The sequence below is a fragment of the Micromonospora salmantinae genome, assembly GCF_022230905.1.
GTDB classification, from domain to species: Bacteria; Actinomycetota; Actinomycetes; order Mycobacteriales; family Micromonosporaceae; genus Micromonospora; species Micromonospora salmantinae.
Genome location: NZ_JAKKFG010000043.1, coordinates 43,094 through 69,903 on the forward strand (window position 1 = coordinate 43,094; position 26,810 = coordinate 69,903).

25 protein-coding genes, 1 pseudogene and 1 riboswitch are annotated in these 26,810 nt (G+C 72.4%); of the genes and pseudogenes, 13 read left to right on the plus strand and 13 right to left on the minus strand.

The window, feature by feature from the left end; genetic code table 11:
* Positions 1–106: 106 nt before the first annotated feature.
* The 4 genes from PSH03_RS26315 to eccB all read right to left on the minus strand — a co-directional run bounded on the left by PSH03_RS26315 (position 107) and on the right by eccB (position 4,005).
* Entirely contained in the window at positions 107–481 is a 375-nt protein-coding gene (locus PSH03_RS26315) for a hypothetical protein (RefSeq protein ID WP_238690714.1), read from the minus strand.
* Positions 482–688: 207 nt separating this feature from the next.
* Complete coding sequence (locus tag PSH03_RS26320; protein ID WP_238690715.1) at positions 689–1,960, minus strand: WXG100 family type VII secretion target; 1,272 nt, start codon at positions 1,958–1,960, stop codon at positions 689–691.
* Positions 1,953–2,363, minus strand: coding sequence for a hypothetical protein (locus PSH03_RS26325; RefSeq protein WP_238690716.1), 411 nt, complete (start codon positions 2,361–2,363; stop codon positions 1,953–1,955). Before PSH03_RS26325 ends, PSH03_RS26320 begins: the two co-directional genes overlap by 8 nt.
* A 46-nt stretch (positions 2,364–2,409) precedes the next feature.
* Positions 2,410–4,005, minus strand: coding sequence for a type VII secretion protein EccB (eccB, locus tag PSH03_RS26330; RefSeq protein WP_238690717.1), 1,596 nt, complete (start codon positions 4,003–4,005; stop codon positions 2,410–2,412).
* A gap of 163 nt (positions 4,006–4,168) precedes the next feature.
* Here eccB and PSH03_RS26335 point away from each other — a divergent pair, with 163 nt between their 5' ends.
* The gene (locus tag PSH03_RS26335; RefSeq protein WP_210782860.1) at positions 4,169–5,356 is read left to right on the plus strand and encodes a type VII secretion protein EccE; all 1,188 of its coding nucleotides are present in this window, start codon (positions 4,169–4,171) and stop codon (positions 5,354–5,356) included.
* A gap of 19 nt (positions 5,357–5,375) precedes the next feature.
* Here PSH03_RS26335 and eccD read toward each other — a convergent pair whose 3' ends face one another.
* The gene (gene eccD / locus PSH03_RS26340) at positions 5,376–6,773 is read right to left on the minus strand and encodes a type VII secretion integral membrane protein EccD (RefSeq protein ID WP_210782862.1); all 1,398 of its coding nucleotides are present in this window, start codon (positions 6,771–6,773) and stop codon (positions 5,376–5,378) included.
* Between the two features lie 166 nt (positions 6,774–6,939).
* Here eccD and eccCa point away from each other — a divergent pair, with 166 nt between their 5' ends.
* The 3 genes from eccCa to PSH03_RS26355 all read left to right on the plus strand — a co-directional run bounded on the left by eccCa (position 6,940) and on the right by PSH03_RS26355 (position 11,724).
* Positions 6,940–10,905: a type VII secretion protein EccCa gene (gene eccCa / locus PSH03_RS26345; protein ID WP_238690718.1), complete on the plus strand. Its 3,966-nt coding sequence runs from the start codon at positions 6,940–6,942 to the stop codon at positions 10,903–10,905.
* 206 nt (positions 10,906–11,111) lie between these two features.
* Positions 11,112–11,420, plus strand: coding sequence for a WXG100 family type VII secretion target (locus PSH03_RS26350; RefSeq protein ID WP_030329557.1), 309 nt, complete (start codon positions 11,112–11,114; stop codon positions 11,418–11,420).
* A 25-nt stretch (positions 11,421–11,445) separates the two neighbouring features.
* Complete coding sequence (locus PSH03_RS26355) at positions 11,446–11,724, plus strand: WXG100 family type VII secretion target (RefSeq protein WP_030329555.1); 279 nt, start codon at positions 11,446–11,448, stop codon at positions 11,722–11,724.
* 102 nt (positions 11,725–11,826) lie between these two features.
* On the opposite strand, the gene mycP is transcribed toward PSH03_RS26355, so the two are convergent.
* Complete coding sequence (gene mycP, locus PSH03_RS26360) at positions 11,827–13,056, minus strand: type VII secretion-associated serine protease mycosin (RefSeq protein ID WP_238690719.1); 1,230 nt, start codon at positions 13,054–13,056, stop codon at positions 11,827–11,829.
* A 48-nt stretch (positions 13,057–13,104) separates the two neighbouring features.
* Positions 13,105–13,440 (minus strand): helix-turn-helix transcriptional regulator, encoded by a 336-nt coding sequence (locus tag PSH03_RS26365; protein ID WP_210782867.1) that lies wholly within the window; start codon positions 13,438–13,440, stop codon positions 13,105–13,107.
* Between the two features lie 226 nt (positions 13,441–13,666).
* Between PSH03_RS26365 and PSH03_RS26370 the strand changes: the two genes are divergently transcribed.
* Positions 13,667–14,401, plus strand: coding sequence for a carbonic anhydrase (locus tag PSH03_RS26370; RefSeq protein ID WP_238690720.1), 735 nt, complete (start codon positions 13,667–13,669; stop codon positions 14,399–14,401).
* 56 nt (positions 14,402–14,457) lie between these two features.
* Here the strand turns inward: PSH03_RS26370 and PSH03_RS26375 are convergent, their stop codons facing one another.
* Both PSH03_RS26375 and PSH03_RS26380 read right to left on the minus strand, forming a co-directional pair.
* On the minus strand, positions 14,458–15,477 hold the full coding sequence (locus PSH03_RS26375; protein WP_210782871.1) for a coiled-coil domain-containing protein: 1,020 nt from the start codon (positions 15,475–15,477) through the stop codon (positions 14,458–14,460).
* Between the two features lie 4 nt (positions 15,478–15,481).
* Positions 15,482–15,612, minus strand: a riboswitch (cyclic di-AMP (ydaO/yuaA leader).
* Between the two features lie 166 nt (positions 15,613–15,778).
* Complete coding sequence (locus PSH03_RS26380; RefSeq protein ID WP_238690721.1) at positions 15,779–17,149, minus strand: YibE/F family protein; 1,371 nt, start codon at positions 17,147–17,149, stop codon at positions 15,779–15,781.
* A 242-nt stretch (positions 17,150–17,391) separates the two neighbouring features.
* Between PSH03_RS26380 and PSH03_RS26385 the strand changes: the two are divergent.
* A pseudogene (locus PSH03_RS26385) lies at positions 17,392–17,958 on the plus strand (HAD-IC family P-type ATPase); the annotation flags it as partial.
* A 6-nt stretch (positions 17,959–17,964) separates the two neighbouring features.
* Here the strand turns inward: PSH03_RS26385 and PSH03_RS26390 are convergent.
* A complete protein-coding gene (locus PSH03_RS26390; protein ID WP_030329541.1) occupies positions 17,965–18,261 on the minus strand; it encodes a metal-sensitive transcriptional regulator in 297 nt (98 codons plus the stop codon).
* Positions 18,262–18,355: 94 nt separating this feature from the next.
* Here PSH03_RS26390 and PSH03_RS26395 point away from each other — a divergent pair, with 94 nt between their 5' ends.
* The 7 genes from PSH03_RS26395 to PSH03_RS26425 all read left to right on the plus strand — a co-directional run bounded on the left by PSH03_RS26395 (position 18,356) and on the right by PSH03_RS26425 (position 24,398).
* The gene (locus PSH03_RS26395) at positions 18,356–18,565 is read left to right on the plus strand and encodes a heavy-metal-associated domain-containing protein (RefSeq protein ID WP_238690722.1); all 210 of its coding nucleotides are present in this window, start codon (positions 18,356–18,358) and stop codon (positions 18,563–18,565) included.
* A 13-nt stretch (positions 18,566–18,578) separates the two neighbouring features.
* Positions 18,579–19,529 carry a DUF8832 domain-containing protein gene (locus PSH03_RS26400; protein WP_210782877.1) on the plus strand — a complete coding sequence of 317 codons (951 nt, stop codon included), beginning with the start codon at positions 18,579–18,581 and terminating at the stop codon, positions 19,527–19,529.
* Between the two features lie 12 nt (positions 19,530–19,541).
* The gene (locus PSH03_RS26405) at positions 19,542–21,788 is read left to right on the plus strand and encodes a heavy metal translocating P-type ATPase (protein WP_238690723.1); all 2,247 of its coding nucleotides are present in this window, start codon (positions 19,542–19,544) and stop codon (positions 21,786–21,788) included.
* A gap of 73 nt (positions 21,789–21,861) precedes the next feature.
* Positions 21,862–22,035, plus strand: a complete 174-nt coding sequence (locus tag PSH03_RS26410) for a CsbD family protein (RefSeq protein ID WP_210782881.1) — start codon at positions 21,862–21,864, stop codon at positions 22,033–22,035.
* Between the two features lie 163 nt (positions 22,036–22,198).
* Complete coding sequence (locus PSH03_RS26415; protein WP_210782883.1) at positions 22,199–22,546, plus strand: ArsR/SmtB family transcription factor; 348 nt, start codon at positions 22,199–22,201, stop codon at positions 22,544–22,546.
* Positions 22,543–22,812 carry a hypothetical protein gene (locus PSH03_RS26420; protein WP_091395128.1) on the plus strand — a complete coding sequence of 90 codons (270 nt, stop codon included), beginning with the start codon at positions 22,543–22,545 and terminating at the stop codon, positions 22,810–22,812. Before PSH03_RS26415 ends, PSH03_RS26420 begins: the two co-directional genes overlap by 4 nt.
* A gap of 125 nt (positions 22,813–22,937) precedes the next feature.
* On the plus strand, positions 22,938–24,398 hold the full coding sequence (locus PSH03_RS26425) for an alpha/beta hydrolase (protein WP_238690724.1): 1,461 nt from the start codon (positions 22,938–22,940) through the stop codon (positions 24,396–24,398).
* A gap of 47 nt (positions 24,399–24,445) precedes the next feature.
* Here the strand turns inward: PSH03_RS26425 and PSH03_RS26430 are convergent, their stop codons facing one another.
* The 3 genes from PSH03_RS26430 to PSH03_RS26440 form a co-directional block, all read right to left on the minus strand.
* Positions 24,446–25,102 (minus strand): class I SAM-dependent methyltransferase, encoded by a 657-nt coding sequence (locus PSH03_RS26430; RefSeq protein WP_210782885.1) that lies wholly within the window; start codon positions 25,100–25,102, stop codon positions 24,446–24,448.
* A 91-nt stretch (positions 25,103–25,193) separates the two neighbouring features.
* Positions 25,194–26,447 carry an RNA polymerase sigma factor gene (locus tag PSH03_RS26435; protein ID WP_238690725.1) on the minus strand — a complete coding sequence of 418 codons (1,254 nt, stop codon included), beginning with the start codon at positions 26,445–26,447 and terminating at the stop codon, positions 25,194–25,196.
* On the minus strand, positions 26,444–26,800 hold the full coding sequence (locus PSH03_RS26440; protein WP_238690835.1) for a YciI family protein: 357 nt from the start codon (positions 26,798–26,800) through the stop codon (positions 26,444–26,446). The genes PSH03_RS26435 and PSH03_RS26440 overlap by 4 nt, the downstream gene beginning before the upstream one ends.
* Positions 26,801–26,810: the final 10 nt, after the last annotated feature.

A 26,810-nucleotide genomic window follows, 5' to 3' on the forward strand; every position in this document is an offset into this window, starting at 1 on the left:
GGCAGCACCGGTCGGCCCGGTGGCCGGATGATCCCGTCGACGGCGAACTCAGGTGCCGTGCGGGAGGATCAGCCGGGATCGGGCCCCGGGGATCGCCGGGCCGGGCTCAGCGGGCGGGTGGGCCGCGTCGTGCAGGAGAGCCACGGCCGGGATCGATGGCCGGGACGTGCACCGGGCCCGCCGCGACCGGACCGTTCGCCGTGGCGGTATCAGCCGTGGCGGTTTCGCGCGTGCCAGCCGGCGGGGCGACAGCGGGCTTTCCGGCCCGCTCGATGGCCGGGCCGGCGTCGGGGCGGACACTTGCCACCCGGCTGCTCACGGCACTGGGCCGCAGTTGCGTGGGGGCGGGCGGTGGGGTCGCGGCGAGAGCGGCACCGAGGCCGACCGCGAGCACCAGCGCGGTGACCGCCAGACGGGTCAGTTCCCGCAGTGACCGCAGCACAGCCCACCTGGCTGGGCGGACGAACGCTGCGGATGACACCCGACCAACCTATCGCCCGTTCCTGCCCACCGCAGCACGGCGACGTCCGGCGCGGGCGTGACCGCCACCACCATGTGCACTGTGGACGCCGCCGACCAGGGCCTGGAACGGCAGTGCCCCCGATCGGATCGGGTCCGATCGGGGGCACCGCACATCGTCCTGGTGGCTCCGCCGGTGGTGGTGCGTGCGTGCCGGCGGTAGCCGTGATCAGTCGCCGGTGCCGAGCACCGGAGGCGCGGCCTTGTCGTCGCCCTGCCACACCATCTCGTCCTCGGTCAACCAGGTCAGCCGCTCGTCGGAGTCGTCGTCCTGCGCTCGACCCTGCCCGCCGAGCACGCCGGGCCGGCCGCCGCCGGTCATGGCCGGGCGTCCGCCGCTTCCACCGCGCTGGCCGTCGATGCTGCGCCCGACCCCGTTGGCGGCGCGGGTCTCCGCCGGGGCCGCACCACCGCCGGTCGGTCGGGCCGAGGCGGGGGGCGCGTTGCCCGAGCCCGCGAGCGCGCCGCTGCGCAACACCCCGCCGGCCGGTGACCCGCCCTGTGCTCCGTAGAGCAGGCCGGGACCGGTGCTCGCCGCAGCGGGTGCACCGGCCGGCCCGGACAGCCCGACCAGCCCGGCGGCACCACCGCCGAGCAGCGCGCCGCCGACCATTGGGTCGGCTCCGGCGAGGGAGGTGCCGCGGTCACCGAGGTCGCTGCCAGCGCCGATCGGCGCGGCGCCGACAGCCGGGCTGCCACCGCTGCCCGAGCCGACCTCACCCGGAGTCGAACCGTCGCCCGGCAGTTGGGCAACGCGGTCGGGCGACGAGATGGTCGCGTCGCCGGTGCGCGCGGTGTCAGCGCCGGTGGTGGGGCCGCCGGACACCCTGGCGATGGCCGAGACACTCTGTGGCGTCGCCGGATCCTTGCGGGCGGTGGTCGGAGTATCCGGGTCGGGCGGGGGCGGTTCGACCACCCGGTCGTAGGCGGAGATCTCGTAACTGTTGGCCAGGCCGGCCACCAGGTTCACCATCCGCTGGTGGGCCTTCTCCTGCTCTGCCTTGTCCTGTTGGTGACCCGCGATGCCCCCGACGATCAGACCGGTCAGACCGAAGACCGCGCCACCCTTGATCGCACCGCCGATCGCCTTGTCGTTGTCGTCGGTCTCCTCCGGGCTCTCGGCCTGCTTGTGGGCGGCGCGCAGATGATCGGCCATCATGGTCAACCCCTGCTTGATGCCGGCCATCCCTTCGCCCAACGCGTCGGTGTGGGCGACGATCAGGCTGAGTCGCCGATGGAACTCCCGACCCGCCGAACCCGTCCACGTGTTGCTCAGCTTGTCGAGGTCGCCGCTCAGATCCCGGCCGAGGCCGTCGAGGATGCCCTTGAGCTCGGCCCACTGGGTGGCCACGCCCTCGATCTGCTCCGGCTTGCCCGCCATCAGGCCGTCGTACAGCTGCTGGTGGCTGTTGCCCTGGTAGCGCTGGGTGTATTCAGACACGCCCGTCCTCCTTCGGCTGAAACGCCCGGTCGACCGGGGTCAGCGCGGCGGTGACATCGTCGGCGTTGGCCGCGTTACGCGCCTCGGCGGTGCGGTAGTTGCTCAGGATCGTGCTGGTTGCCTGCTGCGCCGCCAGCACCGCCTGCCGGATCCGTTCGGCCTGGTCGACATAGGACTGGTGCACCTCGCTGTAGCGACGCGCCTTGTCGGTGGCGTCGAAGAACGAGCCCAGCGCCGGAGGACTGCACTGCATCTCGGTGTTGAGCTTGCGCAGCACCGACTCGGCCTGGCTCAACCGCGACGCCAGGTGCTCGTGGAAGTCCTCAAGGGACAACAGGTCGACTTCCGTACGCCCGGCCATGGCAACATCCCCGTCGTTCTGGTTGACAACCGTCAGCGGCATCCAGGTTAGTCCACCGGTGCGACTCCGGGCGACCCGTCGAAGCTGCTCAGCCGTCGGCGCCGGTCGATTCCGTGGACCCCCCGCCGGTCCCGCCGCTCGACGGTGTCGACCCCGACGGTGGCGCCGCGGACGACGATCCCGACGGTGGCGTTGCGGACGGCGCGCCCGAGGGCGGCGCCGCGGATGGCGAGCCCGACCTCGGCGCGGCCGACGGTGGTGCGGACGGCGCCGGACCGTCGGCAGTGAAGACGGCGAACGCGTCCTCGCGGTCCAGCGTCGGCCCGGTCGGGATCAGCGCGAGCAGGGAGCCGGGCACCGCCAGCGGGGTGATCCCGCCGTAGCCGAGCACGTCCAGTGTCTCCGCCGAGCCGAGCGGATACCGGATGCCCTGCGGGCTGATCAGGTAGATCGTCGACCCGGCGGCGCCGGACCCGCTGGTCCCGGCACCGGGCGAGGCCTGCGCGATGACGCCCTTGCCGCCGGGCAGCAGCACCGCCTCGGCGGTGCGTACGGCGTCGCGCCTGGTCTGGCGCACCGGCACCAGGCCCGGATCACTGTCGGTCAACTCGCTCGGCACCCGGTCGAAGACCTCCAGGGTGGTGGACGGCGGGCCGCCAGCGCTGCCCTTGCGGTACGTCGCGCACAGCGTGGTCTGACCGGGCTGGGCCGGGTAGAGGGCGGGCATCGTCGGGGGCACCCCCTCCTCCTCGATCCGCCGCTCCTCGAACGCCTCGCTTGCCTGGTTCGGGGTGATGTCGGTGATCCGACCGCCGCTGCTGACGAGCAGCAGAGCGGTGATCTCACTGATCGAGACGAGAGCGTCCCGGGTCAGCACGTAGTGCCGCCCGGCGGCCTTGAACACCGAACCGACGTCGTGCCTCTGCCCGGCCACCGTGCGACTGCTGGGCTCGCCCTCACCGGGCAGCGACGGCCGGCGCAGCGGTGGCCCGGCCGGCACGGCGTTGAGCAGTTGCTGCCCGACCTGGAGTCGCTCGGTGCCGGCCATCCGCAGCGCCGTGATCGTGCGGGACGGGTCGAGCAGTTGGAGTCGGGTGTTGTTGGTGACCAGGTACCGCTGGTCGTTCACCGAGACCAGCACCGCCCGGTCACCCAACGGCGTGCCGCCGGGCAGCGCCCGGTCGATCACCAGCCGGGTGCTGGACCGCTGCCGGTCGACCGGGTCGGGCACGTCGCAGACCGACCAGGGCAGGCCGGTCAGCGACTTGCGGTCCGGCAGGGCGTCCGGTGCCCCGACGATGCCGACGGTGACGCCACGGGGCCGGTCCCGCAGCGACGCCTGAGACATCGTCCGCACCTGGGCACTCGCGTCGTTCACGATGAGGCGCGCCGAGGTGTAGTTGAGCGTCGGGTGCAGCTTGCCCTCGATGAACACGTACGTGGCGCCGGTCTCCCGTTCGATGACCAGGGTCTGGTCGTCCAGCGGCGCCGCGCCACCGGTCAACTGGCCGTAGGCGCCCACCCCGCCGAGCACGATGGCCGCGGTGAGGACACTGCCGAAAACAGCCATGCCGAGCCGTCGCATCGGCAGGTTGGTGGTCTCCGGGTCGCCCGACAGCAAGGCGGAGACGATGCGGCGGGTGACGAAGCGGTACGCCTGCACCTGATCGCGGCGGGTCCGCATGACTTACCTCCGGCGGGGTGGATCCGCGACGATCAGGGTCGGGGTGCCGTCGCGGGCTTCCCTACGATAAGGGTCCGACGGTGGTTCCTTGGGACCACCGCTCGTGGCCGGCACCGGAGGAGACCCGGCGCAGAGTCGTACCGTGCAGGAGGGACAGTCAGCGATGACGCAGGTTCAGGCGCCACCCGCCCGAGCGGTCACGGACCCTGTCGACGTTCCGACCCGGCCGGTGCCCCCGGCCGAGCGGCCCGGCCGTGGGCGGGTCGGCCCCGTGCTGGTCGGGCAGCTCGTCGTACTCGAGTTGTGCGTGGTCGGCGTCTGGGCCGCCACGGCCGGACCCAGCTGGGTGCTCGCCGCGGCGGCTGCCGCGGCGCTGCTGGTGGTCCTGGCCGCCTTCGCCCGTCGGGGTGGCCGCTGGTGGTTCGAGGACCTGCTGCTGCGCCAGCGGTTGCGGCGACGCGGTGAGCGGGCGTCGGCCGCGCTGGCCAGCGGTACGGCGACCGACCCGAGGTTGGCTGCGCTCGCTCCTGAGCTGAGCGTCATCGAGCTGACCGACCGAGGCACCCGGCTCGGCATCGGGCGTGACGACCAGGGCTGGTTCGCCGCCGTCGCCCTGCAGTCCGCGACCGGTGCGGCGGTCGGCTCCGTCGACGCCGCCGCTGTGGACCGCGCGCTGCGGGTGCTCGCGGACTTCAGCGCCCCGGTCTCCCGGGCTCAGGTCGTCGCGCACACGTTGGTCTGGTACCCGGCGCCCGGTGCGCCGCCGGCGGCCCACCGGACCGTGTGGGTGGCGGTGCGGCTCACCGTCCGGGACGCCCGGGTCGAGGCGGTGAGCCGGGGCGGCGGGTTGACCGGCGTACACCGGACGGTGGCGGCCGGGATCGGCCGGCTCGGCAAGGCGCTGACCTCGGCGGGGTTGGCACATCGCCCGTTGGGCCGGGAGGAGCTACGGGCCGCCATCGTCTCGGCCGCCGGTCTGGACCTGGTGCCCGAGGCGCCGGCGGAGAGTTGGCGTGGGTTGCGCGGCGGCGGCTGGACGCACCGCTGCATGGCCCTGCGGGGCCGCTTCGACGCGCCGCTCGGTCCGCTCGTGGACGCGATCACCGCGACCTCGGCGCCGTCGCACACGGTGGCCGTGACAGTCTCGTCGGACGGTCGGGTGGCGGCACCGCTGCTGCGGGTGGCGGCGATGGACAACCACGTCGAGGCCCTGGTCAAGGTGGTTCGCGAGGTCGCCGGCCGGGTGGGCGCGTCCACCCGGCCGATGGACGGGCAGCATGCCCCGGGCGTCTACGCCACCGCTCCGGTCGCGTCGGCGCTGGGCGTCTCCACCGGTCCGCGACAGCGCTGACCGGTGCGGCGGCCCACGGTCAGGGTCGGAGGTTGACGATCCAGCCGTAGAGGCCGCAGACCCAGAAGGCGAGCGGCACCAGCGAGATGATGAGCAGGATTTCGGCGATGTCGAGCAGGCGGCCCCAGACCGGCGAGATGCGCTTGCCGGCGACGGTCAGACCGTAGATCAGGCTGATCACCGCGGCGAGCACCAGACCGCCCAGGATCAGGCCGAGCCGGACCGGCAGCGACCCACCGGCGAAGGTGGTCGCGGCGGCCAGGCCCAGACCCACTGTGCCGGCCAGCAGCACCGGGGTGCGCTGGGCCCGGCCCAGGAGGGGGCGGGCCCGCAGCAGCGCCAGCAGGGCCAGCACCAGGCACAGCAGCACCGCGGGCAGGCGCCCGTCCAGAGCCAGCACGAGTTGCGCGCCCAGCACCAGCAGCGACACCGTCCACAACAGACCGGTGAGGAACTGGTCGGCGCGCTCACTCTGCTGGAGCACCTGCCGGCCGTCCACCGACTCGCTGTCGGTCTTCAGGTCCTCCGGACCGGTCGGGATCGACGGCACCGGCAGCCGGGCCAGCCGGTAGGCCATCATCGGCAGCGCCGGCACCACGCCGAACGCGACTGCCGCGACCACCGCGGCGGAGGCCGCCGCGTCGAGGCCGAGGGCCAGGCAGAGCACCGCGCCCAGGCCGGTCGCGGCCGCGACCCCGATCGCGGCGAAGAAGAGGGGGTACCGGTCGCCGACCGCCAGCACGGCCACCGCGCCGGCCACCACCGCGGCGGTCGCCGCGAGCAGGACATGCGGACTGGCCAGGTCGCTCAGCGATCGATCGCCGGCGAGCAGCAGCAGGCCGCCGGTGGCCGCGTGCACCAGGGCGACCAGGGCCAGCACCGCGCCGATGCCACTGTCACCGGCGGCCCTGGACAGCACCGCCGCGCCCACCAGCAGCGCCACCGCGACCAGCAGCGCGGCCAGCGCGCCGGGCAGGTGCGGTGGACCGGCGAAGAGGGCGGCCAGCGCGCCGGCGCCGAACGCCGCCGCCGCGAAGACCACAGCGAAGGAGCGGGTCGCGCCCACCTGCCAGGCGCCGGGGCGCTGGTTGGTCGCGGTGGCGACCGCGTCCACCACGTCGTCGAAGACGATCTCCGGTGCGGCGTCGGAGCGGGGGTTGAAGTAGAGCACCTCACCGTCGCGGACGCTGAGCTGCGCCACTGTACGACCACCGTCGAGGGGTGCTCCGCCCAACCGGGACAGTGCCCAGCCACCGTGCCGCGCACCCTCGTCGGCCATGTCCTCACCGGCGTAGCGCAGCAGGGTGGGCAGCAGGTCGGCCAACGGCACGTCCGAGGGCAGCGCCAGATCCATCCGGGTACGCGGAGCCACGATGGTGATCCGGCTCAGACCACCGGTCGCCGTCTTCGTCGCCACAGTGGCCTCCAGGTGTGCGTCTGTGATCGGCTGGCTGGAATGCTGCGGTCCGGGTCCACCGCGCACACGGCAGATTACCTACGATGACGGCACGTACGATGCCCACCCGCGGGCGGTGTTCCGCGGGCCGCACGTCATCAGGGCCGCTTCTGGGGAGGAGACAGCCGTGAGCACTGTGGTGTTCCGCCGGCTCCCGCGTCAGCCGGGGCCGGCCTTACCGCGCGGCGAGGTGCTGCTGGAGTCGCCTCCCGAGCTACCCGAGCCGACACCCCGCGGGATGGGGCAGCTGCTCATGATCCTGCCGATGTTCTGCGGGGTCGGCGCCATGGCGTTCCTCTACGCCGGCAAGGGCGGCGGCATGATGACCTACGTCGCCGGCGGTCTGTTCGGTGTCTCGATGCTCGGCATGGCGATCGGCTCGCTGGCCAACAGCGGTGGCAAGGACAAGGCAGAGCTGAACGCCGATCGCCGCGACTACATGCGTTACCTGGCGCAGATGCGCAAGCGCACCCGGCGTGCCGCCGAGCAGCAGCGGGCCGCGATGGCCTGGCGGCACCCGGAGCCCGACGCGCTCTGGTCGATCGCCGCGTCCCGGCGACTCTGGGAGCGGCGGATCACCGAGGACGACTTCGGCGAGACCCGGATCGCCCTCGGCCCGCAGCGGCTCGCCGTGGAGATCGTCCCACCGGAGACGAAGCCGGTGGAGGACCTGGAGCCGATGAGCGCCATCGCGCTTCGCCGGTTCGTCCGGGCACACTCCACCGTGCCCGACCTGCCGACGGCGCTGTCGGTGCGCGCGTTCAGCCGGGTGGTGCTGCGCGGCGACCGCGAGCCGGTGCTCGACCTGACCCGGGCGGCGCTGGGGCAGCTGGCCACCTTCCACGCACCGGACGACCTGGTGGTCGCGGTGGTCGCCGCACCCGACCGGCAGTCGTCCTGGGGCTGGGTGAAGTGGCTGCCACACGCCCACCACAGCGGTCGTACGGACGCGGCCGGCGCGCGCCGGCTGGTCTTCGCCAGCCTGGCCGAGGCCGAGGCCTCGCTCGCCGCCGAGCTGGCCGGGCGACCTCGGTTCGCGCCGGAGGCCAAGCCGCTGACCACCGCCCCGCACCTGGTCGTGGTGATCGACGGCGGCGAGATCTCGCCGACCTGCCAGCTGGTTGGTCCGGGTCTGCTCGGCGCCACCGTGATCGACCTCTCCGGGACGGTGCCGCGCGACGCCGGCCGCTGGCTGCTCTGCCTCGACGTGAATGACGGAGGCTCACTCGACCTGGTCCGGGGCAGTTCGTCGTCGACGCTGGGTCGGCCCGACCGGCTCAGCGCCGAGGCCGCCGAGGGGCTGGCCCGACAGATCGCCCCCTTCCGGCTCTCCCAGCAGCAGACCGGCGGCGACGAACCGCTGGCCCGCAGCACGGAGCTGCCGGACCTGCTCGGCGTCGGTGACGCCGCAGCGGTGGACGTGCAGAACACCTGGCGCCCGCGCGGGCACCGCGACCGGCTGCGCATCCCGCTCGGCGTCGGCCCGGACGGCAACGTGGTCGAGCTCGACTTCAAGGAGTCGGCGCACGAGGGCATGGGCCCGCACGGTCTGGTGATCGGTGCGACCGGCTCCGGCAAGAGCGAGCTGCTGCGTACGGTGGTGGCCGCGTTGGCGGTGACCCACTCGTCGGAGGAACTGAACTTCGTCCTGGTCGACTTCAAGGGCGGCGCTACCTTCGCCTCGCTGGAGGCGCTGCCGCACACCAGCGCGGTGATCACCAACCTGGCCGACGAGCTGCCGCTTGTCGACCGGATGCGCGACGCGCTCGCCGGCGAGATGGTGCGCCGGCAGGAGCTGCTGCGGGCGGCCGGCAACTACGTCTCCCGCTTCGAGTACGAGAAGGCCCGTTCGGCCGGTGAGCCGCTGGCGCCGATGCCCAGTCTGTTGATCATCTGTGACGAGTTCAGCGAACTGCTCGCCGCCAAACCGGACTTCATCGACCTGTTTGTGATGATCGGCCGGTTGGGTCGGTCCCTCGGCGTGCACCTGCTGCTGGCCAGCCAGCGCCTCGAAGAGGGCAAGCTGCGGGGCCTCGACACGCACCTGTCGTACCGGATCGGTCTGCGGACGTTCTCCGCCGTGGAGAGCCGGATCGTGCTCGGCGTACCGGACGCGTACGAGCTGCCGAACGCGCCGGGCCACGGCTACCTGAAGACGGACACCAGCACCATGCTGCGGTTCCGGGCCGCGTACGTGTCGGGGGCGTACCGGGCGCCGGGGCAGCAGGCCTCCGCCTCGCAGGCGCTGGTGCAGCGCCGGATCGTTCCGTACGGCCTCGACTTCGTTCCGGTGCAGGTCCCGCAGGCGCCGGTGGCCACCGCCCCGGAGCCGGAGCAGCCGGCCGACGGCAAGGCCGTGGCGATGCTCGACGTGCTGATCGACCAGCTCAAGGGTCGGGGCCGGCCGGCGCACCAGGTGTGGCTGCCGCCGCTTGCCGACCCGCCGGGCCTGGGTGAGCTGCTCGGCCCGCTGGCGGTCGACCCGACCTATGGGCTGTGCACCGCCTCCTGGCCCGGGCGCGGGCGACTGACAGTGCCGGTCGGCGTGGTGGACCGGCCCTACGAGCAGCGCCGGGACCCGATGATGGTCGAGCTGGCCGGGGCTGGCGGCAACGTGGTCATCGTCGGTCGGTCGATGAGTGGCAAGAGCACGATGCTGCGTACGCTGCTGGCCTCGCTGGCGCTCACGCACACTCCGCGGGAGGTGCAGTTCTTCTGCCTGGACTTCGGCGGGGGCGCGCTGCGCAGCATGGAGCGGTTGCCGCACCTGGCCGGGGTGGCCGGTCGACGCGACGTCGAGGCGGTCCGCCGGACGGTGGCCGAGGTCGTCGCCGTCCTGGACGAGCGGGAGGCTCGTTTCGCCCAGCACGGCATCGACTCGGTGGCGAGTTACCGCCGTCGCCGTGCCGCCGGCGAGTTCGCCGACGACCCGTTCGGCGACGTGTTCCTGGTGGTGGACGGGTGGAACACCCTGCGCCAGGAGTACGAGGAGCTGGAGCAGACCATCACCACGTTGGCCAACCGGGGCCTCGGCTTCGGTGTGCACGTGGTGCTCACCGCCGTACGGTGGGCGGAGATCCGGATCAACATGCGGGATCTGCTCGGCACCAAGTTGGAGCTGCGCCTCGGCGACGCGTCGGAGTCCGAGATCGACCGTCGGGCGGCGAACAACGTGCCGGAGAAGTCGCCCGGTCGTGGCCTGACCCGCGACAAGCTGCACTTCCTCACCGCCATCTCGCGGATCGACGGCCGTCGCGACATCGACGATCTGAGCGAGGCGTCGCTGTCCCTGGCCGGGCACGTGGCGGCGAACTGGCCGGGGCGTCCGGCGCCGAAGGTGCGGTTGCTTCCGCGCCGGCTGCCGGTGGCGGAGCTGGCCCGGATCATCGACCGGTCGGCACCCGGTCTCCCGATCGGTGTCAACGAGTCGGCACTCGCGCCGGTCTACCTGGACCTGGCCAACGAGCCGCACCTGACGGTCTTCGGCGACGCGGAGTGCGGCAAGACCAACCTGCTGCGCCTGATCGCCCGGGGGATCACCGAGCGGTACACGCCGGCGCAGGCCCGGCTGGTGATCGCCGACTACCGGCGTGGCCTGCTGGGGGCGGTGGAGGGTGACCACCTGCTCGACTACGCCCCGTCGAACCAGGCGTTCGCCCAGGGGCTCGGGTCGATCCGCAGCGCGCTCTCCAACCGACTGCCCGGCCCGGACGTGACGACCGCCCAGCTGCGTGATCGGAGCTGGTGGAAGGGTCCGGACCTGTACATCCTGGTGGACGACTACGACCTGGTGGCCTCGGGCGGCAGCAATCCGCTGAGCGCCCTGCACGAGCTGTTGCCGCAGGCCCGCGACATCGGTCTGCACCTGATCGTCACGCGCCGGGTCGGTGGTGTGTCCAGGGCGCTGTACGAGCCGGTGCTGCAACGACTGCGCGAGTTGGACTCGCCGGGCCTGCTGATGTCCGGAAACCGGGAGGAGGGCGCGGTCTTCGGCACGTTGCGGCCGAGCCCGCAACCGCCCGGCCGTGGCACCCTGGTCCGCCGTCGTGACGGCCAGCAGCTGATTCAGACCGCCTGGTCCGAACCAACCTGAGCGCTGTCGGTCGTTCGGCAGGGGGGTGGTGGGCCGTTCCGGCCCGATTCACCATCATCCATCGAACGTCGCCGGTCAGGGCTGCGAGGGCTGGACACGTTCCGCTACGGTCTTCACAGGAGTGTCCGTCGGTGGGGTGTTGCTGCCTTGCCGCGGGGGAGGGGTGCGGCGAAGCCGCCACCACAACAGACGGAAGGGTGTGAAGCATGGCGTTCGAGGTCGAAGCTGCGACTCTGCATACCGCCGCGAGTGACGTGCGGTCCACGCGCAGCGAGGTCGACGGCGAGCTGAAGAAGCTGTGGAACGTCGTCGATGACCTGGCCATCGCGTGGAAGGGTCAGGCGTCCACGGGCTTCCAGTCGCTGATGACGCGCTGGAACGAGGACACCGTCAAACTGCTGACGGCGATGGACAGCATCGCTGACCTGCTCGACAAGTCGGGTACGACGCACCAGGTCAACGACGAAGAGCAGCAGCAGATGCTGGACAAGTTCCACTCTGCTCTCAACCCGTGATCCGTAGCCGGCAGAGGAGGAAATCGTGACGATCAAAGTTGACTATGCGGTCCTCGAGAGCAGCAACCAGCAGATGCAGGCCATCTCGAAGACCCTCGAGGAAAAGCTTGACACGCTGCGCTCGATGCTGACCAAGCTGCACTGGGACGGCGAGGACCGGGTTGCCTACGAGCAGCACCAGGCGAAGTGGGACGCGGCGGTCCGGGACATCAACCGGATCCTGAACGAGATCGGCGGTGCCGTGGGCATCGCCCGCGAAAACTACCTCACCACGGAGATGAGCAACTCCAAGGTGTGGAGCTGAGGCATTCGCACGAGCGGCTCCGGTCCGGTTCGTCCGGCCCGGAGCCGCACTGTGTCTGGCGTTGGCTGCCGTAGGCGCCGGGACCGGGCTGCGGTGCGCCGCTCAGCCGGCAGTTGGCGCGTCGGTGCGTCGGCCGGGGCGCCAGTCGCGTCGGCGGCCGAGGGCCGTGATCGGTCGCGCGACCAGCAGCAACCCGGCGAGTAGCCCGCCGATGACCGCCGCCCAGATCGCGATGGGGCGCTGCCAGCTCAGCGGGTCGTCCCGTACGGCGGGTGCCGGGAGCGCGCCGGCCGGCGGGTTCGACCGGGTGCCGAGCAGGCTCGACACCGCCCGGTACGGGTTGACCATCCCGTGCCCGATGTCGGCGTTCTGACCCTCGGGTGGGTTGTCCGCGGTGCGTTTCAGCCGATCCGCGACCTGCTGCGGGTCGAGGCTGGGGTAGGCGGCCCGGACCAGCGCGGCCACTCCTGACACGTACGCGGCGGCGTAGCTGGTGCCGCCCTCCGGCACGGTGCGGTAGCCGCTGTTTCCGGGTGCCGGCCCGACGATGTTCATCCCGGGTGCGGCGATGTCGACGTAGTCGCCGCTGATCGAGGTGCCGACGTGGCCGCCCTGCTCGTCCACCCCGCCGACCGCGATCACCCCGGGGTACGCGGCCGGGTAACCCGGCAGGTTCTGCGAGTCTTCCGACCGGTTGCCCGCGGCGGCGACCAGCACCACCCCTTTGGCCAGCGCGCGCTCGACGGCCGCCGTCAGTTCGGGGCGGGGAATTGTGGTCAGGGACAGGTTGATCACGTCGGCGCCCTGCTCGACCGCCCAGTCGATGGCTGCGGCGATCTGCGCGGGGAGTTGCGGGTTGTTGACCGCGCCGAGCTGCGGCAGAACCCGGATCGGCAGGATGCGGGCGGCCGGGGCGATGCCACTGAAGGGGACGACGGTGCCCTCCCGGCCTGCGATGATGCCGGCGATCAGCGTGCCGTGCCCGGCCTCGTCGCACTGGCCCTGGCGGGCCGGCAGACCGTTGAAGTCGCGACCCTCGAGCACCTGCCCCTTGAGGAGCGGGTGGGCGGCGGAGACTCCGGAGTCGATCACGGCCACCGTGATCCCGGCGCCCCGGGACAGCGGCCACGCCGCGGACGGCTCCAGCCGGCGGAGCGCCCACGGCACCTGGGTCAGGCTGTCGGTGCCGCTGGGACCGCAGAGGGGCGGCGCGGCGGTCGCGGGGGAGGGTGCCACCAGGCCGGCGCCGAGCAGGACCGCCAGCGTTCCACTGAGGACGCCGCGAAGGGCACGGCGGGACGGGGTCGCGCTCAACGGCGGGCATTCGCGCACCCGCAAAGGTTACCGCCGTGACCGTCGGTCAGCGGCCCCCGGCCAGGGTCAGGCCCCGGGCTCCGCCTTCGCGGTGGAAGCGTCGGCGAACAGCGCGAGCAGGTCGCCGACCTGCCGGTCGGCCTCGGCGGGGTGCCGGAACCGGCCGGCCGGGTTGAGGGTGTATTCGTTACGTCGCCCGACCCGGGTGCGGTGCAGGTAACCGCCCGCCTCCAGGTCGGCGACGATCGCCTGCGCGGCCCGTTCGGTCACCCCGACCTCGGCCGCGACGTCGCGCAGCCGGGCCGTCGGATCGCGGGCGATGGCCAGCAGGACGTGTCCGTGATTGGTGAGGAACGTCCAGTTCCGCCCGCCGCCGGTGTCGTCCGTCACCGTGCTCGCCATCGTGTTACCGCCTTTCCGGATGTCCGTCTGCCCTCGCGAGAGTCTGGTCCGCCGTGCCCCGGGACGGTTGCCCAGGGGGTGGTCGGAGTCAACGTATGAAATCTAAATCACGCATACCTTGACGCATCTTACGGTGCGTGTGACGGTGGAGCGCGAGCCAGCGCCCGCCGCCCGGCCGGCGGAGAGCCGGTTTGACCAGGTCAGATGCGTCGAGACGAGGTGCGGGATGAGTCATACCGGGAGCTCCGGCGGTCAGCCGGGTCCGCAGCGGACCACCGACCGGGCCACCGCGCTCAGCGAGCCGACCCGGGCGTACGCCGAGCTGGTCGCCGGCAACCGGCGCTTCGTCGATGGCGCCCCACGCCACCCCAACCAGGATGCCGGGCACCGGGCCGCAGTGGCCGACGGGCAACACCCGTTCGCGGTGATCGTCGGCTGCTCCGACTCGCGGCTGGCCGCCGAGATCATCTTCGACCGGGGCCTGGGCGACCTGTTCGTGGTTCGCACCGCCGGGCACACCGCCGGCCCCGAGGTGCTCGGCAGCGTCGAGTACGCGGTGACAGTGCTCGGCACCCCGCTGGTGGTGGTGCTCGGCCACGACTCCTGCGGTGCGGTGCAGGCCGCCCGGGAGTCCGCCGCGACCGGTACCGCGCCGAGCGGCCATCTGCGCGCGGTGGTCGACGCCGTGCTGCCCAGCCTGCGCCGCGCCACGTCCGAGGGCGTGGACGACATCGACGGCATCGTCGACATCCACATCGCCCAGACCGTCGAGACGTTGCTCGGGCAGTCGCCCGTGCTGGCCGACGAGGTGGCGCGGGGGCGGTGCGCGGTGGTGGGGGTGTCCTACCGGCTGGCCGCCGGAGCGGTGCGCACGGTGGCCGCCGTGCCGGCCGGCTTCGCGACATTGGAGCCCTCGGCCTCGACCGAGTCGACCGAACCGGCCGCGCCTGCCACCGTCTGACGCGACGAGGGCCGCTCCGCGTCACGCGGAACGGCCCTCGTCGGGGATCGTGCGGGTCAGAGCAGCGACATGTGGACGTGGTCGGTGTGGTTCGACGGCCCGCTGTACGAGCTCCAGCCGGTGGCCGGGAACCAGATCTGCCGGTTCCAGATCACGTAGTAGATGCCGAGCCGGTCGGCGTTACGGATGAGGAACGCGGCGACGTTGTTGCCGTACGTCCGGGTGTCGTTGTTGTGCCACGGGGAGAACCCGCTCTTCTGTAGCGACCAGTCGCAGGCGCGGCCCTTCGGGTGCTCCCACGGCCCGCCGGGGCGGTAGCAGCCGACGAACCGGTTGAAGCCGGCCGCCTTGACCTCCTTGTACGCGTGCAGGGTGCGCGGCGTGACGCAGCCGGACGTGGTGGGGTCGTTCTCGCTGCACGACTGGGGCTTCCAGTCACCGTCGGCCGTGCGACCCGGGCCGATCTTCGCGACCTTGGAGGTGGCATCCACCAGGCCGCCGGTGAAACCCTTGCCGCCGACGAGGGAGAGCGCCTTGTCGGCCTCGCTCTTGCGCTTCGCCATCAGGGCGGTCTGCTTCTGCTGCTCCCGGACCTCGGTGTCGAGGGCGAGCTTGGCCTGCTCGGCGCGGGCCTTCACCTCGTTGACCTCGGAGAGCTTCTTCTCGTTGACCATGTTCATCTCGTCGAGCATCCCGGCGCGCTGGACGAACGAGTCGGGAGCGTCGCTCTCCAGCAGCATCGCGACAGCGCCGATCCGGCCGGTCCGGTACGCCTGGGCGGCGATCCGCCCGACCTGCGGGGCCAACGCGTCCAGGTCAGCCTTGGCCCGGTTGACCTCCGCCGCCAACTCGCTCTGCCGCTTCTTGGATTTGTCCAGCTTGGACTTTGCGGCGGAGTAGTCGCGGTTGGCCTGCTCGATGACGTCGTTGAGCAGCTTGGGCTCGCCGTCCTCCTCGTGCCCGGACGGTGTGGGGTTCGTCGGGGCGGCGTGCGCCGGGAGCGGCCCGGCGAGCACGGTAAGTGCGGCGATCACGGCCACCACGGGAGTCAACCAGCGGCGTAGGGGTGCCGTCACAATGTTCCCTTCCGTCGACCGCCGACCGGGTTAGCTGACGGGTTCGGGGCGGAAGTGGCCCCTACCGCTGACGCGGATTCACCCCAGGCACCTGGGTCCCCGGCTCGCCGGTTGGCGATTGGGCGGTGGCACCGCAGGCGCCGCTTCGCGCCTTCATCGGTAACCGGCAGCGAGGTTACCCGAGAGTCGACCGGCTGAGCTATGCCTGGATGCCGACCAAAAGCGTCATTTCGCCATAGCGTTGAGTGACCAGTGACGCGGTTCTCAGGGTGGATGCCCGATCTGGTCACGCTGAGGAGTGTCACCATGCCGTATCCGTGCTCCTGTTCGACTCCGGCCACCGGTCGGTGGCCTCTGATGGGGGTGCGGTCCGCGTCCGGTCCGGCTCGTCGGAGCCGGCCGTACGCGGTGAGCTGAGTGCGGCCAGTGCCTCGCTGCGGTCCGGCTGGGGCCGGGGCGCGGGAGCGTCGGTGGACGCCGTGCCATCGGTACGCCCGGCGGCGGTCACCACCGCGGCCAGCCCGGTGGTCAGCGGCACGGCGGCGATCAGGCCGAGGGTGGCGACCGCGCTGCGGACGATCTCCTGCGCGAGGAACTCGCTGGTGAGGATCTGCCCGATCGGCCGCGAGTCGGCGGTGAGCAGGAGCAGCAGGGGCAGTGACGCGCCCGCGTACGCCAGCACGATGGTGTTGACGGTGGAGGCGATGTGCGCGCGGCCGACCCGGGTGGCGGCACGGTACAGCTGCAACCGGGTCAGCCCGGGGTTGGCGTTCGCCAGTTCGGTGACGGTGGCCGCCTGGGTGACCGTCACGTCGTCGAGCACCCCGAGCGATCCGATGATGATGCCGGCGAGCAGCAGACCGTGCAGGTCCACGTCGCCCTGGAACATCGACAGGGTGGTGGCGTCCTCGCTGCCGAAGCCGGTGAGGTGGGTCGCGGCCGTGGCGATGGTGGCGAGCACGCCGGTCAGCACCAGGCTGCCCAGGGTGCCGAGCACCGCGACCGAGGTCTGTGCGGTGACCCCGTGGGTCAGATAGAGCACCACGAACATGATCAGGGCCGCGCCGACCACCGCCACCAGCAGCGGTGACCTGCCCGCGCTGATGCCCGGCAGCACGAAGGTGAGCAGGATGGCGAAGCTGGCGGCCAGCCCGGCGAGCGCTGCCAGACCCCGCCACCGACCGAACGCGACGATCGCGGCCGCGAAGACCACCGCCAGCCACACCATCGGGGTGCCGCGTTGGTGCTCGGCGATGTTCCAGTTGCTGACGGTGGGCTCGATCGGATCGGCCAGTTCGACCAGGACGACCTCGTCGCCGACCTCGACCCGGGGTGCGCCGGGCCCGTCGGGCACCGGTGTGCGCACCTGCTGGCCGGCGGTCGGCCCGTCGTCCACCCGGACGTCGACAGTGCCGCACCGCCCGTCGCCGACCCTCGGTGTGCCCTCCGGAACCGACGGCACCGGCGGGCACGGCTCGCTCACCACCCGGGTGACAGTGCCGGGGTAGCGCGGCACGTCCGCACCACCGTCGGTCTGCGGTGACCCGCCGCGCGGCCAGAGCAGCACTGCGGCCAGCACGGTGGCGACGAAGAGGGGTACCACCGTCACGACGAGGATCCGTCGCACCCGTGGTGGGGCGGACGGAGCGGGGTGAGTGTGGTCGGCGGCCAAGGTGAGACTCCCAACGATCCGGTGCGGGATACGGGTCAGCGGGCCGGGCGGTTCACCGTTGCGGTGGAAACGCGGCGGACGGCGGGGCGGATCGCTGCCTGACGACCGCTTGATCACGGACGGTCAGTGCTCGGCCCGGTCGGCCGGGGGCGCCGCCACGACGTGGCGGCGCCGGTGCCCGACTGTGCAGCGGCATTCGGAGGGCCATCGTGGGAGATGCTAGCCAGCCCTCCCGGGGGTTGCAGGTCGTGGCGGAGTGTCGGGCGGCCGAACCGCTCGCGCGGCGGTCTCCGAGGCGGCATGTTGGAGCCGCCCGGCCGGTGGCCGAGGCGGTCGCCGCCGACCTCGGCTTCCGACCTGGGGTCGACGAGGTCTTCGCCGAGGTGCTGCCGGCGGCGAAGGACGATCGGGTGGCCGAGCTCCAGCGGCGGGGGTTGGTCGTGGCGATGGTCGGTGACGGGGTGAACGACGCGCCGGCGCTGGCCCGGGCGGACGTGGGTATCGCGATCGGCGCGGGCACCGATGTGGCCATCGAGTCCGCCGGGGTGGTGCTGGCGTCCTCGGACCCGCGCGGGGTGGGTGCCGTGGTCCGGCTGTCCCGGGCGTCGTACCGGAAGATGCGACAGAACCTGGCCTGGGCGGCCGGCTACAACGTGGTGGCGCTGCCGCTGGCCGCCGGGGTGCTGGCCTGGGCCGGCGTGGCGTTGAGCCCGGCGCTGGCCGCGGTGCTGATGTCGGCGTCCACCATCGTGGTGGCGCTCAACGCGCAGTTGCTGCGCAGGGTCCGTCTCGACCCCGCGCCGGACTGAGCCCGGTCAGCCGCGCTTCATGAGCCGGCCGACCGCCGCCATCATCTCGGTGGCCATCTCGTCGGCCCGACCCTCGGCGGCGCCCTCGTGCATGCAGTGCCGGGCGTGCCCGTCGAGCAGCCCGAGGGCCACCTTGTCGAGGGCGGCCTGGATGGCGGAGATCTGGGTGAGCACGTCGATGCAGTAGCGGTCGTCGTCGACCATCTTCTCGATGCCCCGGACCTGCCCCTCGACGCGGCGGAGCCGCGCGAGCAGCTGGTCCTTGCTGGCGGTGTATCCGCGGATCGGGGTGGGTGCGGTCATGTCGACAAGGATAGCGTACCCCCAGGGGGTATGGTACGGTCGGTTCTGTTGAGATACCCCCACGGGGTACCGGTACCGCGAAGGAGACGATCCAATGGTCAACACGACGTACCAGGTGCAGGGCATGACCTGCGGGCACTGCGTCAGCGCGGTGAGCGCCGAGGTCGGCGCCATCGCCGGCGTGCGTGACGTCCAGGTCGACCTCGCGGCCGGCCGGGTCATCGTCAGCAGCGATCAGCCACTGGACACCGCTGTCGTCCGAGCCGCAGTCGACGAGGCCGGCTACGACCTCGTCGACGCGTGATCGGCGGGCCGACGTGCGCACCGTGACGAGACTGGCCGGGTTCGCCGTCGGCCTGGCGGCGATCTTCGGCGCCACCTACGGGATCGGCCGGGTCGTCGACACCGCCCCGGTCGCCGAGAGCCGGCACGACGATGCCGCCACCACCCCGACGGCGGACGAACGGGGCGGGACGGCCGACCGGCTCCCCGGCGGGCTGCTCGTCTCCGACCGGGGCTACACCCTCGAACCGGTCGACGCCCCGGCCGACGAGTTCGCCTTCCGGATCGCCGGCCCGGACGGCCGCCCGGTCACCCGGTACGACGTGGCGCACGACAAGCAGATGCATCTGATCGTCGCCCGTCGGGACCTCTCCGGCTTCCGTCACGTCCACCCCGAGCTGGCCCCGGACGGCACCTGGCGGGTCGACACCCCGCTGGCCGGCCCCGGGCAGTGGCGGGCGTTCGCCGACTTCACCCCGACCGGGGGCGAACCGCTGACCCTCGGCGTGGACGTGACAGTCCCCGGCGAGTTGACCGAACGGCCGTTGCCCGCTCCGGCGACCAGCACCACCGTCGACGGCTACACGGTCACCCTGACCGGAGCGCCGCAGCCCGGCCGCACGTCGTCGCTGACAGTGACCGTCAGCCGGGACGGTCAGCCGGTCACCGACCTGGAGCCCTACCTGGGCGCGTACGGGCACCTGGTGGCTCTACGTCGGGGTGATCTGGCGTACCTGCACGTGCACCCGGACGGAAAGCCCGGCGATGGGCGCACCCGGCCCGGTCCTGCCGTCACCTTCCTCGCCGAGGTGCCCTCGGCCGGCAGCTACCGGCTCTACCTCGACTTCCAACACGGCGGGCGGGTGCACACCGCCGAGTTCACGGTGGTCGCCGGCGCTGCCCCGACCAAAGGGGCCCCCACCCCGAGCGGGCCCGCACCGACCGGCGGGGCCGACCACGGCACCCCCGGGCACGGACACAACTGACGGGACCAGAAGATGACCACCACCAGCAGACCGCTGCCCGAGGCGCCGAACCGGATCGAACTGGCGATCGGCGGGATGACCTGCGCCGCGTGCGCCGCCCGGATCGAGAAGAAACTCAACCGGATGGACGGGGTGAGCGCCACTGTCAACTACGCCACCGAGAAGGCGACCGTCCGGTACGCCGACGGCGTCACGCCGGACGACCTGATCGGGACCGTGCAGAAGACCGGTTACACGGCGGCGCTGCCGGCCCCGCCCAGCGCCGAACCCCCGGTGGACCCGTTGCGGGGGCCGCGTACCCGGCTCTGGGTGTCGGTGGCCCTGAGCGTGCCGGTGGTCCTGCTGGCCATGGTCCCGGCCTGGCAGTTCGACTACTGGCAGTGGTTGTCGCTGACCCTGGCCGCCCCGGTGGTGGTCTGGGGTGGGCTGCCGTTCCACCGGGCCGCCTGGACCAACCTGCGGCACGGCGCGGCCACCATGGACACCCTGGTGTCGCTCGGCACCCTGGCCGCGTTCGGCTGGTCGCTCTGGGCGCTCTTCCTCGGTGACGCGGGGATGCCCGGCATGACGCACCCGTTCAGCTTCGACATCACCCGGACCGACGGCGCAGGCAACATCTACCTGGAGGCGGCCGCCGGGGTCACCGTGTTCATCCTGGCCGGTCGCTTCTTCGAGGCCCGTTCCAAGCGGACTGCCGGCGCCGCACTGCGCGCTCTGCTCGACCTCGGGGCCAAGGAGGTGACGGTGCTGCGTGACGGCGTGGAGACCCTGATCCCCGTGGACCGGCTCGCCGTCGGTGACCGGTTCGTGGTCCGCCCCGGGGAGAAGATCGCCACCGACGGGGTGGTCGACGAGGGCACCTCCGCTGTCGACGCCAGCATGCTCACCGGTGAGTCGGTGCCGGTCGAGGTCGGCCCGGGTGACGGCGTGGTCGGCGCCACGATCAACGCGGGTGGGCGGCTCATCGTCACCGCCACCCGGGTCGGCGCGGACACCCAGCTCGCCCGGATGGCCGACCTGGTGGAGCAGGCGCAGAGCGGCAAGGCGGCCGTGCAGCGGTTGGCGGACCGGATCTCCGGGGTCTTCGTGCCGATAGTCATCACCCTCGCCGTCGGCACTCTCGGTTGGTGGCTCGGCACCGGGGCCGGTCCGACCGCCGCGTTCACCGCCGCCGTGGCCGTGCTGATCATCGCCTGTCCGTGCGCGCTCGGCCTGGCCACCCCGACGGCGCTGCTGGTCGGCACCGGTCGGGGCGCTCAGCTCGGCGTACTGATCAAGGGCCCGGAGGTGCTGGAGTCGACCCGCCGGGTGGACACCGTGGTGCTCGACAAGACCGGCACCGTGACGACCGGCCGGATGACACTGGTGGACGTGGTGCCGGCGAGCGGCGTGGACCGGGCCGAGCTGCTCCGGCTCGCCGGGGCGGTGGAGGCCGCCTCCGAGCACCCGATCGCCCGTGCGGTCGCGGCCGCTGCCACCGACGCGGGCGCGCTGCCCCCGGTGACCGCCTTCGGCAACCTCGAAGGGCTGGGGGTGACCGGCACTGTCGACGGGTTGGCAGTGCTGGTCGGCCGGGTCCGGCTGCTGCGCGAGCGTGAGATCGACGTACCGCCGGAGGTCGAGTGGGCCGTGCGTGACGCGGAGGCCGCGGGCCGTACGGCGATCGTCGCCGGCTGGGACGGACAGGCCCGCGGCGTGCTCACCGTCGCCGACGTGGTCCGGCCGACCAGCCGGGCGGCGGTGGCCCGGCTGCGCGGGCTGGGGCTGACCCCGGTCCTGCTGACCGGGGACAACACCACTGTGGCTCGTGCGGTCGCCGCCGAGGTGGGCGTCGACGAGGTGATCGCCGAGGTGCTGCCGGCCGGGAAGGTCGACGTGATCAAGCGGCTTCAGGCCGAGGGGCGGTCGGTGGCGATGGTCGGTGACGGGGTCAACGACGCCCCGGCGCTGGCCCAGGCCGACCTGGGGCTGGCCATGGGCACCGGCGCTGACGTGGCGATCGAGGCAGCCGACCTCACCCTCGTCCGGGGCGACCTGGACGCGGCGGTGGACGCCATCCGGTTGTCCCGGCGCACGCTCGGCATCATCCGGGGCAATTTGTTCTGGGCGTTCGGATACAACGTGGCGGCCCTGCCGTTGGCCGCCGCCGGGCTGCTCAACCCGATGATCGCCGGCGCCACGATGGCGCTGTCCTCGGTCTTCGTGGTGGCCAACAGCCTGCGCCTGCGTCGCTTTCGTCCGGCCGCTGCCGATCTGTGACGACGGTAATGGTTGGGCCGGTGACGGCGGGGGTACCTCTGTGGTTGTAGCGACGCTCGCAATGGAGGTTGGCATGGCTTTCGACGACAAGATCAACAACGCCACCGAGGACGCGACCGGCAAGCTGAAGGAAGGCGCCGGTCGGGCCACCGACAACGAGCAGCTGGAGGCGGAGGGTCGCGCTGACCAGTCCACCGCCAAGCTCAAGCAGGCGGGCGAAAAGATCAAGGACGCCTTCAAGAGCTGACGTACGACGTACCCCGCACGCCGGGCCGGTGATCATCACCGGCCCGGCGTGCTGTGTGTCCGGCCTCTCTCGCCGACCCTGAGATCCCCCTGATTCTGTTTTCCGTCCGCACCGCAGCTCGCCGGCACCTGCTAACTTTCCTTGGCATGTGCAAGGGCTGGTTATGAGCACCGCCTCACCGCCGACCGGCGACGACCTGGTCCGGGTGCTGGCCACCCTGGCCAACCCGCACCGGCTGCGGGTCGTCGCCGCGCTGGCCCGCGAGCGTGCGTACGTCAGCGGGCTGGCCCGGCAACTGGGCATCAGCCGGGCGCTGTTGCAGGTCCACCTACGGAAGCTGGCGGCGGCCGGGCTGGTCACCGCCCGCCTGGAGTTGTCGGAGGACGGGAAGGCCATGAACTACTACGAGGTGGAGCCGTTCGTGCTCACACTCACCCCCGCTGTCATCGCGGCGGCGGTCGAGACGCTGACAGTGCCCGAGTCGGGCGAGCAGCCGGGAGCACAGCGATGAGCGAGCACGACTGGACCGAGGTGGTCGGCGCGATCGGCATCTTCGCCTTCCTGATCAGCGTGGTCACTGTGACCGTCGTGCAGCTCGCCAAGACCCGGCGGGCCCGGTACGAGGCGGACCGGGCGGACGACTACCGCCGGCTCGCCGAGACGGCCGCTCAGGCCCAGGCGGAGAACGCCCGACTGCTCGCCGCGATGGACGGCCGGCTGGGCGGGATGGAGACCCGGATGACCACGCTCGAACGCGTCCTGCGCGAGGTCGACTGACCCGGCGGGCGAGAGCGGCCCCGGGCCGTCGAGCGGCTACTCGACGGCCCGGGTGGAAGCAGCATCACCTCGCCCAGTGGGCGAGTTTCACCGGCAACGCTCCTTCGAGGAGAGGACAGCACCTCATGCTGCGCGTACGCAAATCCGCAGTCGGCTGGGCGGTCGCCCTGGCCCTCACAGCAGCCGGCCTGACCCCGGCGAGCCCGGCCGCCGCCCGAGCACAGCCCGCCCCGACGATCGACTGGCGGCCCTGCGCCGAGGACAGCAGCGCCGAGTGCGGCACCCTGTCGCTGCCGGTGGACTGGGACCGACCCCGAGGTGAGCGCTTCGACCTGTCGCTGGCCCGCCGGGTCGCCAAGCCGGCCACCCGGGAAGGCGCGCTGATCTTCGGCCCCGGCGGGCCCGGCGACAGCGGTGTCGACCGGGTGGTGGACGGCAGCTCCCGGTTCAGCGCCGACCTGCGTGCCCGGTTCGACATCGTCAGCTTCGACCCACGCGGCACCGGCGACAGCCACCCCGTGGTCTGTGCCCGGGACCTGCTCGCCCGGCAACCACAGCTGATCGCCGACCAGGCCCAGTTCGACGCCGTCCTGGCCAACAACGTCCTGCTGCGCGCCGACTGCCGGGCCCGCACCGGGGCGCTCTACGACCACGTCGACACCACAAGCGCCGCCCGCGACCTGGACGCGGTCCGCGCCGCGCTCGGAGAGCGGCAGTTGACCTTCCACGGCAGCTCGTACGGCACGTTGCTCGGGCAGCGGTACGCCGAGCTGTACCCCGACCGGGTCCGGGCCATGGTGCTCGAGGCCACGATGGACCACAGCGTCGGCACCCGGGCCTTCCTCGACAGCCAGGCCGTCACCGCGGAGGGCGCGTTCGACGAGTTCGTTGCCTGGTGTGACCGGTCCACGGCCTGTGCCCTGCACGGTCGGGACCTCCGGGCGATCTGGGCCGGGCTGCACGTGCGGGCCGAGCGCGGCCTGCTGACCGACCCGAAACGGCCCGGGGTGGTGCTGACCCCGTTCGAATTGAGCCGGCTCACCCACAAGGAGTTCTACGACACCTGGCGGTGGCCGGGGCTGGCCGAGTGGCTGGGCAAGATGACTGCCCCCACCGCCATGCGAAGTGCCGGCCCATCGACCGGCGACGCCCTGGCTCCGTACCCTTTCGCGGTTTTCTGCCAGGACTGGAGCCTGCCGGTCCGCGACTACCGCGAGTACGTCGGACATCTGCGCCGGACGGCCCGGCTCGCGCCGGACCTGCGCTACCCGCCGGCGCTGTTCGCGCTGGTCACCTGTCTGGGCACCCCGACGCCGGTCGCCAACCCGCAGCATCGGCTACGGGTCCATACCGACGTGCCGCTGCTGCTCGCCGCCACAGTGCACGACCCGGCCAGCGGCTACGGCTGGGCGCGCAACGTGGCGCGGCAGTTGGGTCGGCACGGCGCGCTGCTCAGCTACCAGGGGTGGGGCCACGGCAGCTACAGCAGCAGCCCGTGCGTGCAACGAGCCGTCGACTCCTACCTGATCGATCAGGTGGTGCCCGCCGGGGGTGCCAGCTGCCCGGCCGTCGAACCCGAGGTGTGACGGCCGCTGCCGGCCGCCGGGTCGCCCGGCGGTCGGCAGCGGTGTGCTCAGCGTCGTCGGGTGGCGCGTACGACCACGTCGTGCAGCGGGACCTCCCGGCCCGGCATCGTGCGGCGTTGCTCCTCGGCAGTGATGATCTCCCAGGTGCTGCTGTCCAGGCCAGCGGTGATGTCCGCGAGGGTGACCGATGCCTCTTCCGGCGGGTGGTGTCCGTGCCCATGCCCGTGCCCGTGCCCCGCCGCGGTGGCTTCCGCGGTGTGCAGATGCCCGACGATGAGGAGGGTGCCGCCGGGGGCCACCCACCCAGCGACGCGGTCGTAGAAGGCCAGCTGCGGCATCGCGGGGTGCGCGTAGTGCGTCGTTACCAGGTCGAACCTCGTCTCCGGGGCCCAGGTCGTCAGGTCCGCCTCCACCCATCGCACTCGCTCGGACACCCCGCTCTCCGCTGCGCGTTCGGCGGCTCGGGCGAGCGCGACGGGTGCGATGTCGACAGCGGTGACCTGCCAGCCGTGGGCGGCGAGCGAGATTGCCTCGGCGCCCGCGCCGCACCCGGCGTCCAGCGCCGAGCCCGGTGCCAGAGCGCCGATCTCCCGGGCCAGGTACGGGTGCGCGGGACTCGTGCTCATCGCGCCGGGACGGTCGTGGTGTGCCTGGTGCCAGTGCCGCTCCCAGTAGTCCTTGTCGAACTCGTGCTGCTCGGTCATCGGTGCCTGCTCCTTCGCGCGTCGGCAACGACTGTGACCGGCGACCGGACGATGCGCAAAGATTATTGCCAAAACGGCAAGACGATGTCGCTCACCCCTGCCCGGTCAGCCGGGCCGCCCGTACCTCCAGGTAGCGCTGCTCGGGCCGGCTCGTCGTGCCCCGCGCCGCCACCAGGTACGCCTCCCGCGCCGCACCGACCTCCCCGGCCAGCTCCAACAGGTGAGCCCGGACGGCGGCCAGCCGGTGGTGCCCGGCCGTGCGTTCGTCGGCGTCCAACGGCGTGAGCAGGGCGAGCCCGGCCCGGGGCCCGTCGACCATGGCCACCGCCACCGCCTGGTTGAGGGTGACCATCGGGTTCGGCGCGATCCGGGCCAGCAGTCGGTAGAGCGCGACGATCTGCCGCCAGTCCGTCTCCGCCGCCGTCGACGCCTCGGCGTGCACCGCGGCGATCGCCGCCTGGAGCTGGTACGGGCCGGGCGGCGACCAGGTCAGCGCCTCGGTGATCAGGGCGACCCCCTCCGCGATGGCGGCGGAGTCCCACCGGGAACGGTCCTGCTCGGCCAGCGGCACCAACTCCCCGTCCGGCCCCACCCGGGCCGCCCGGTGCGCGTCGGTCAGCAGCATCAGCGCCAGCAGCCCGGTCACCTCGCCGTCGTCGGGCAGCAGCCCGCGCAGGATGCGAGCCAGCCGGATCGCCTCGCCGGTCAGCTCGGCCCTGCGCAGATCCGGGCCGCTGGACGCGGTGTAGCCCTCGTTGAAGATCAGGTAGAGCACCCGCAGCACCGTTCCCAGCCGCTCGCCCCGCTCGGCCGGCCCGGGCATGGTGAACCTCGCCCCGGCGGCCTCGATCCGCTGCTTGGCCCGCCGGATCCGTTGACTCATCGTCGCCTCGGGCACCAGGTGCGCCCGGGCGATCTGGGCGGTGCTGAGACCGCCGACCGCCCGCAGGGTGAGCGCCACCTGCGCCGATCCGGGCAGCGCCGGGTGGCAGCAGAGGAACAGCAGTGTGAGGGTGTCGTCGTCGGCCGGAACGGCGGGCTCCGCGTCCGCCGAGGGCGCCACCGCGGCGTACGCCGGCTCGCGCCGCGCCACCGCCACCTCGCGGTCCCGGCGCGCGCTCTCGCTGCGCCACTCGTCGGTGAGCCGTCGGGTGGCCACTGTGAGCAACCAGGCGCGCGGACTGTCCGGTACGCCCTGCCCGGGCCACTGCGTCGCGGCGGCGAGCAGCGCCTCCTGGACCGCGTCCTCGCATCTGTCGAACTGTCCGTGCCGACGGACCAGCAGGCCGAGGACCTGCGGCGCGAACGTGCGCAGCAGATCCTCGACCGTCCGGTCCTCGGTCACATCTCCGTCCCGGCCTCGTCCATGATCGGGCGGACCTCCATCGCGCCGCCGTACCTGACGTCCGGCCAGCGGGCGGCGATCTCGGCAGCGCGCTGCGGGCTGTCGCAGTCGACGGCCAGGTAACCGGCGAACTGCTCCTTGCTCTCCATGAACGGGCCGTCGAGGACCTCGGGGCTGCCGTTTACGAGCCGGACCGTCGACGTCTGCGACGGACTGGCCAACGCCTGGCCGCCGATCAGCTCGCCGGTCTCGGTCAGCTCCTTCATGATCTCGTCGACCTCACCGAAGAGCGTGGTGCGCTCCTGCTCGCTCAGCTCCTCGGTGAAGCCGGGCCGGTTCCAGATCAGCAGCATGTACTTCACG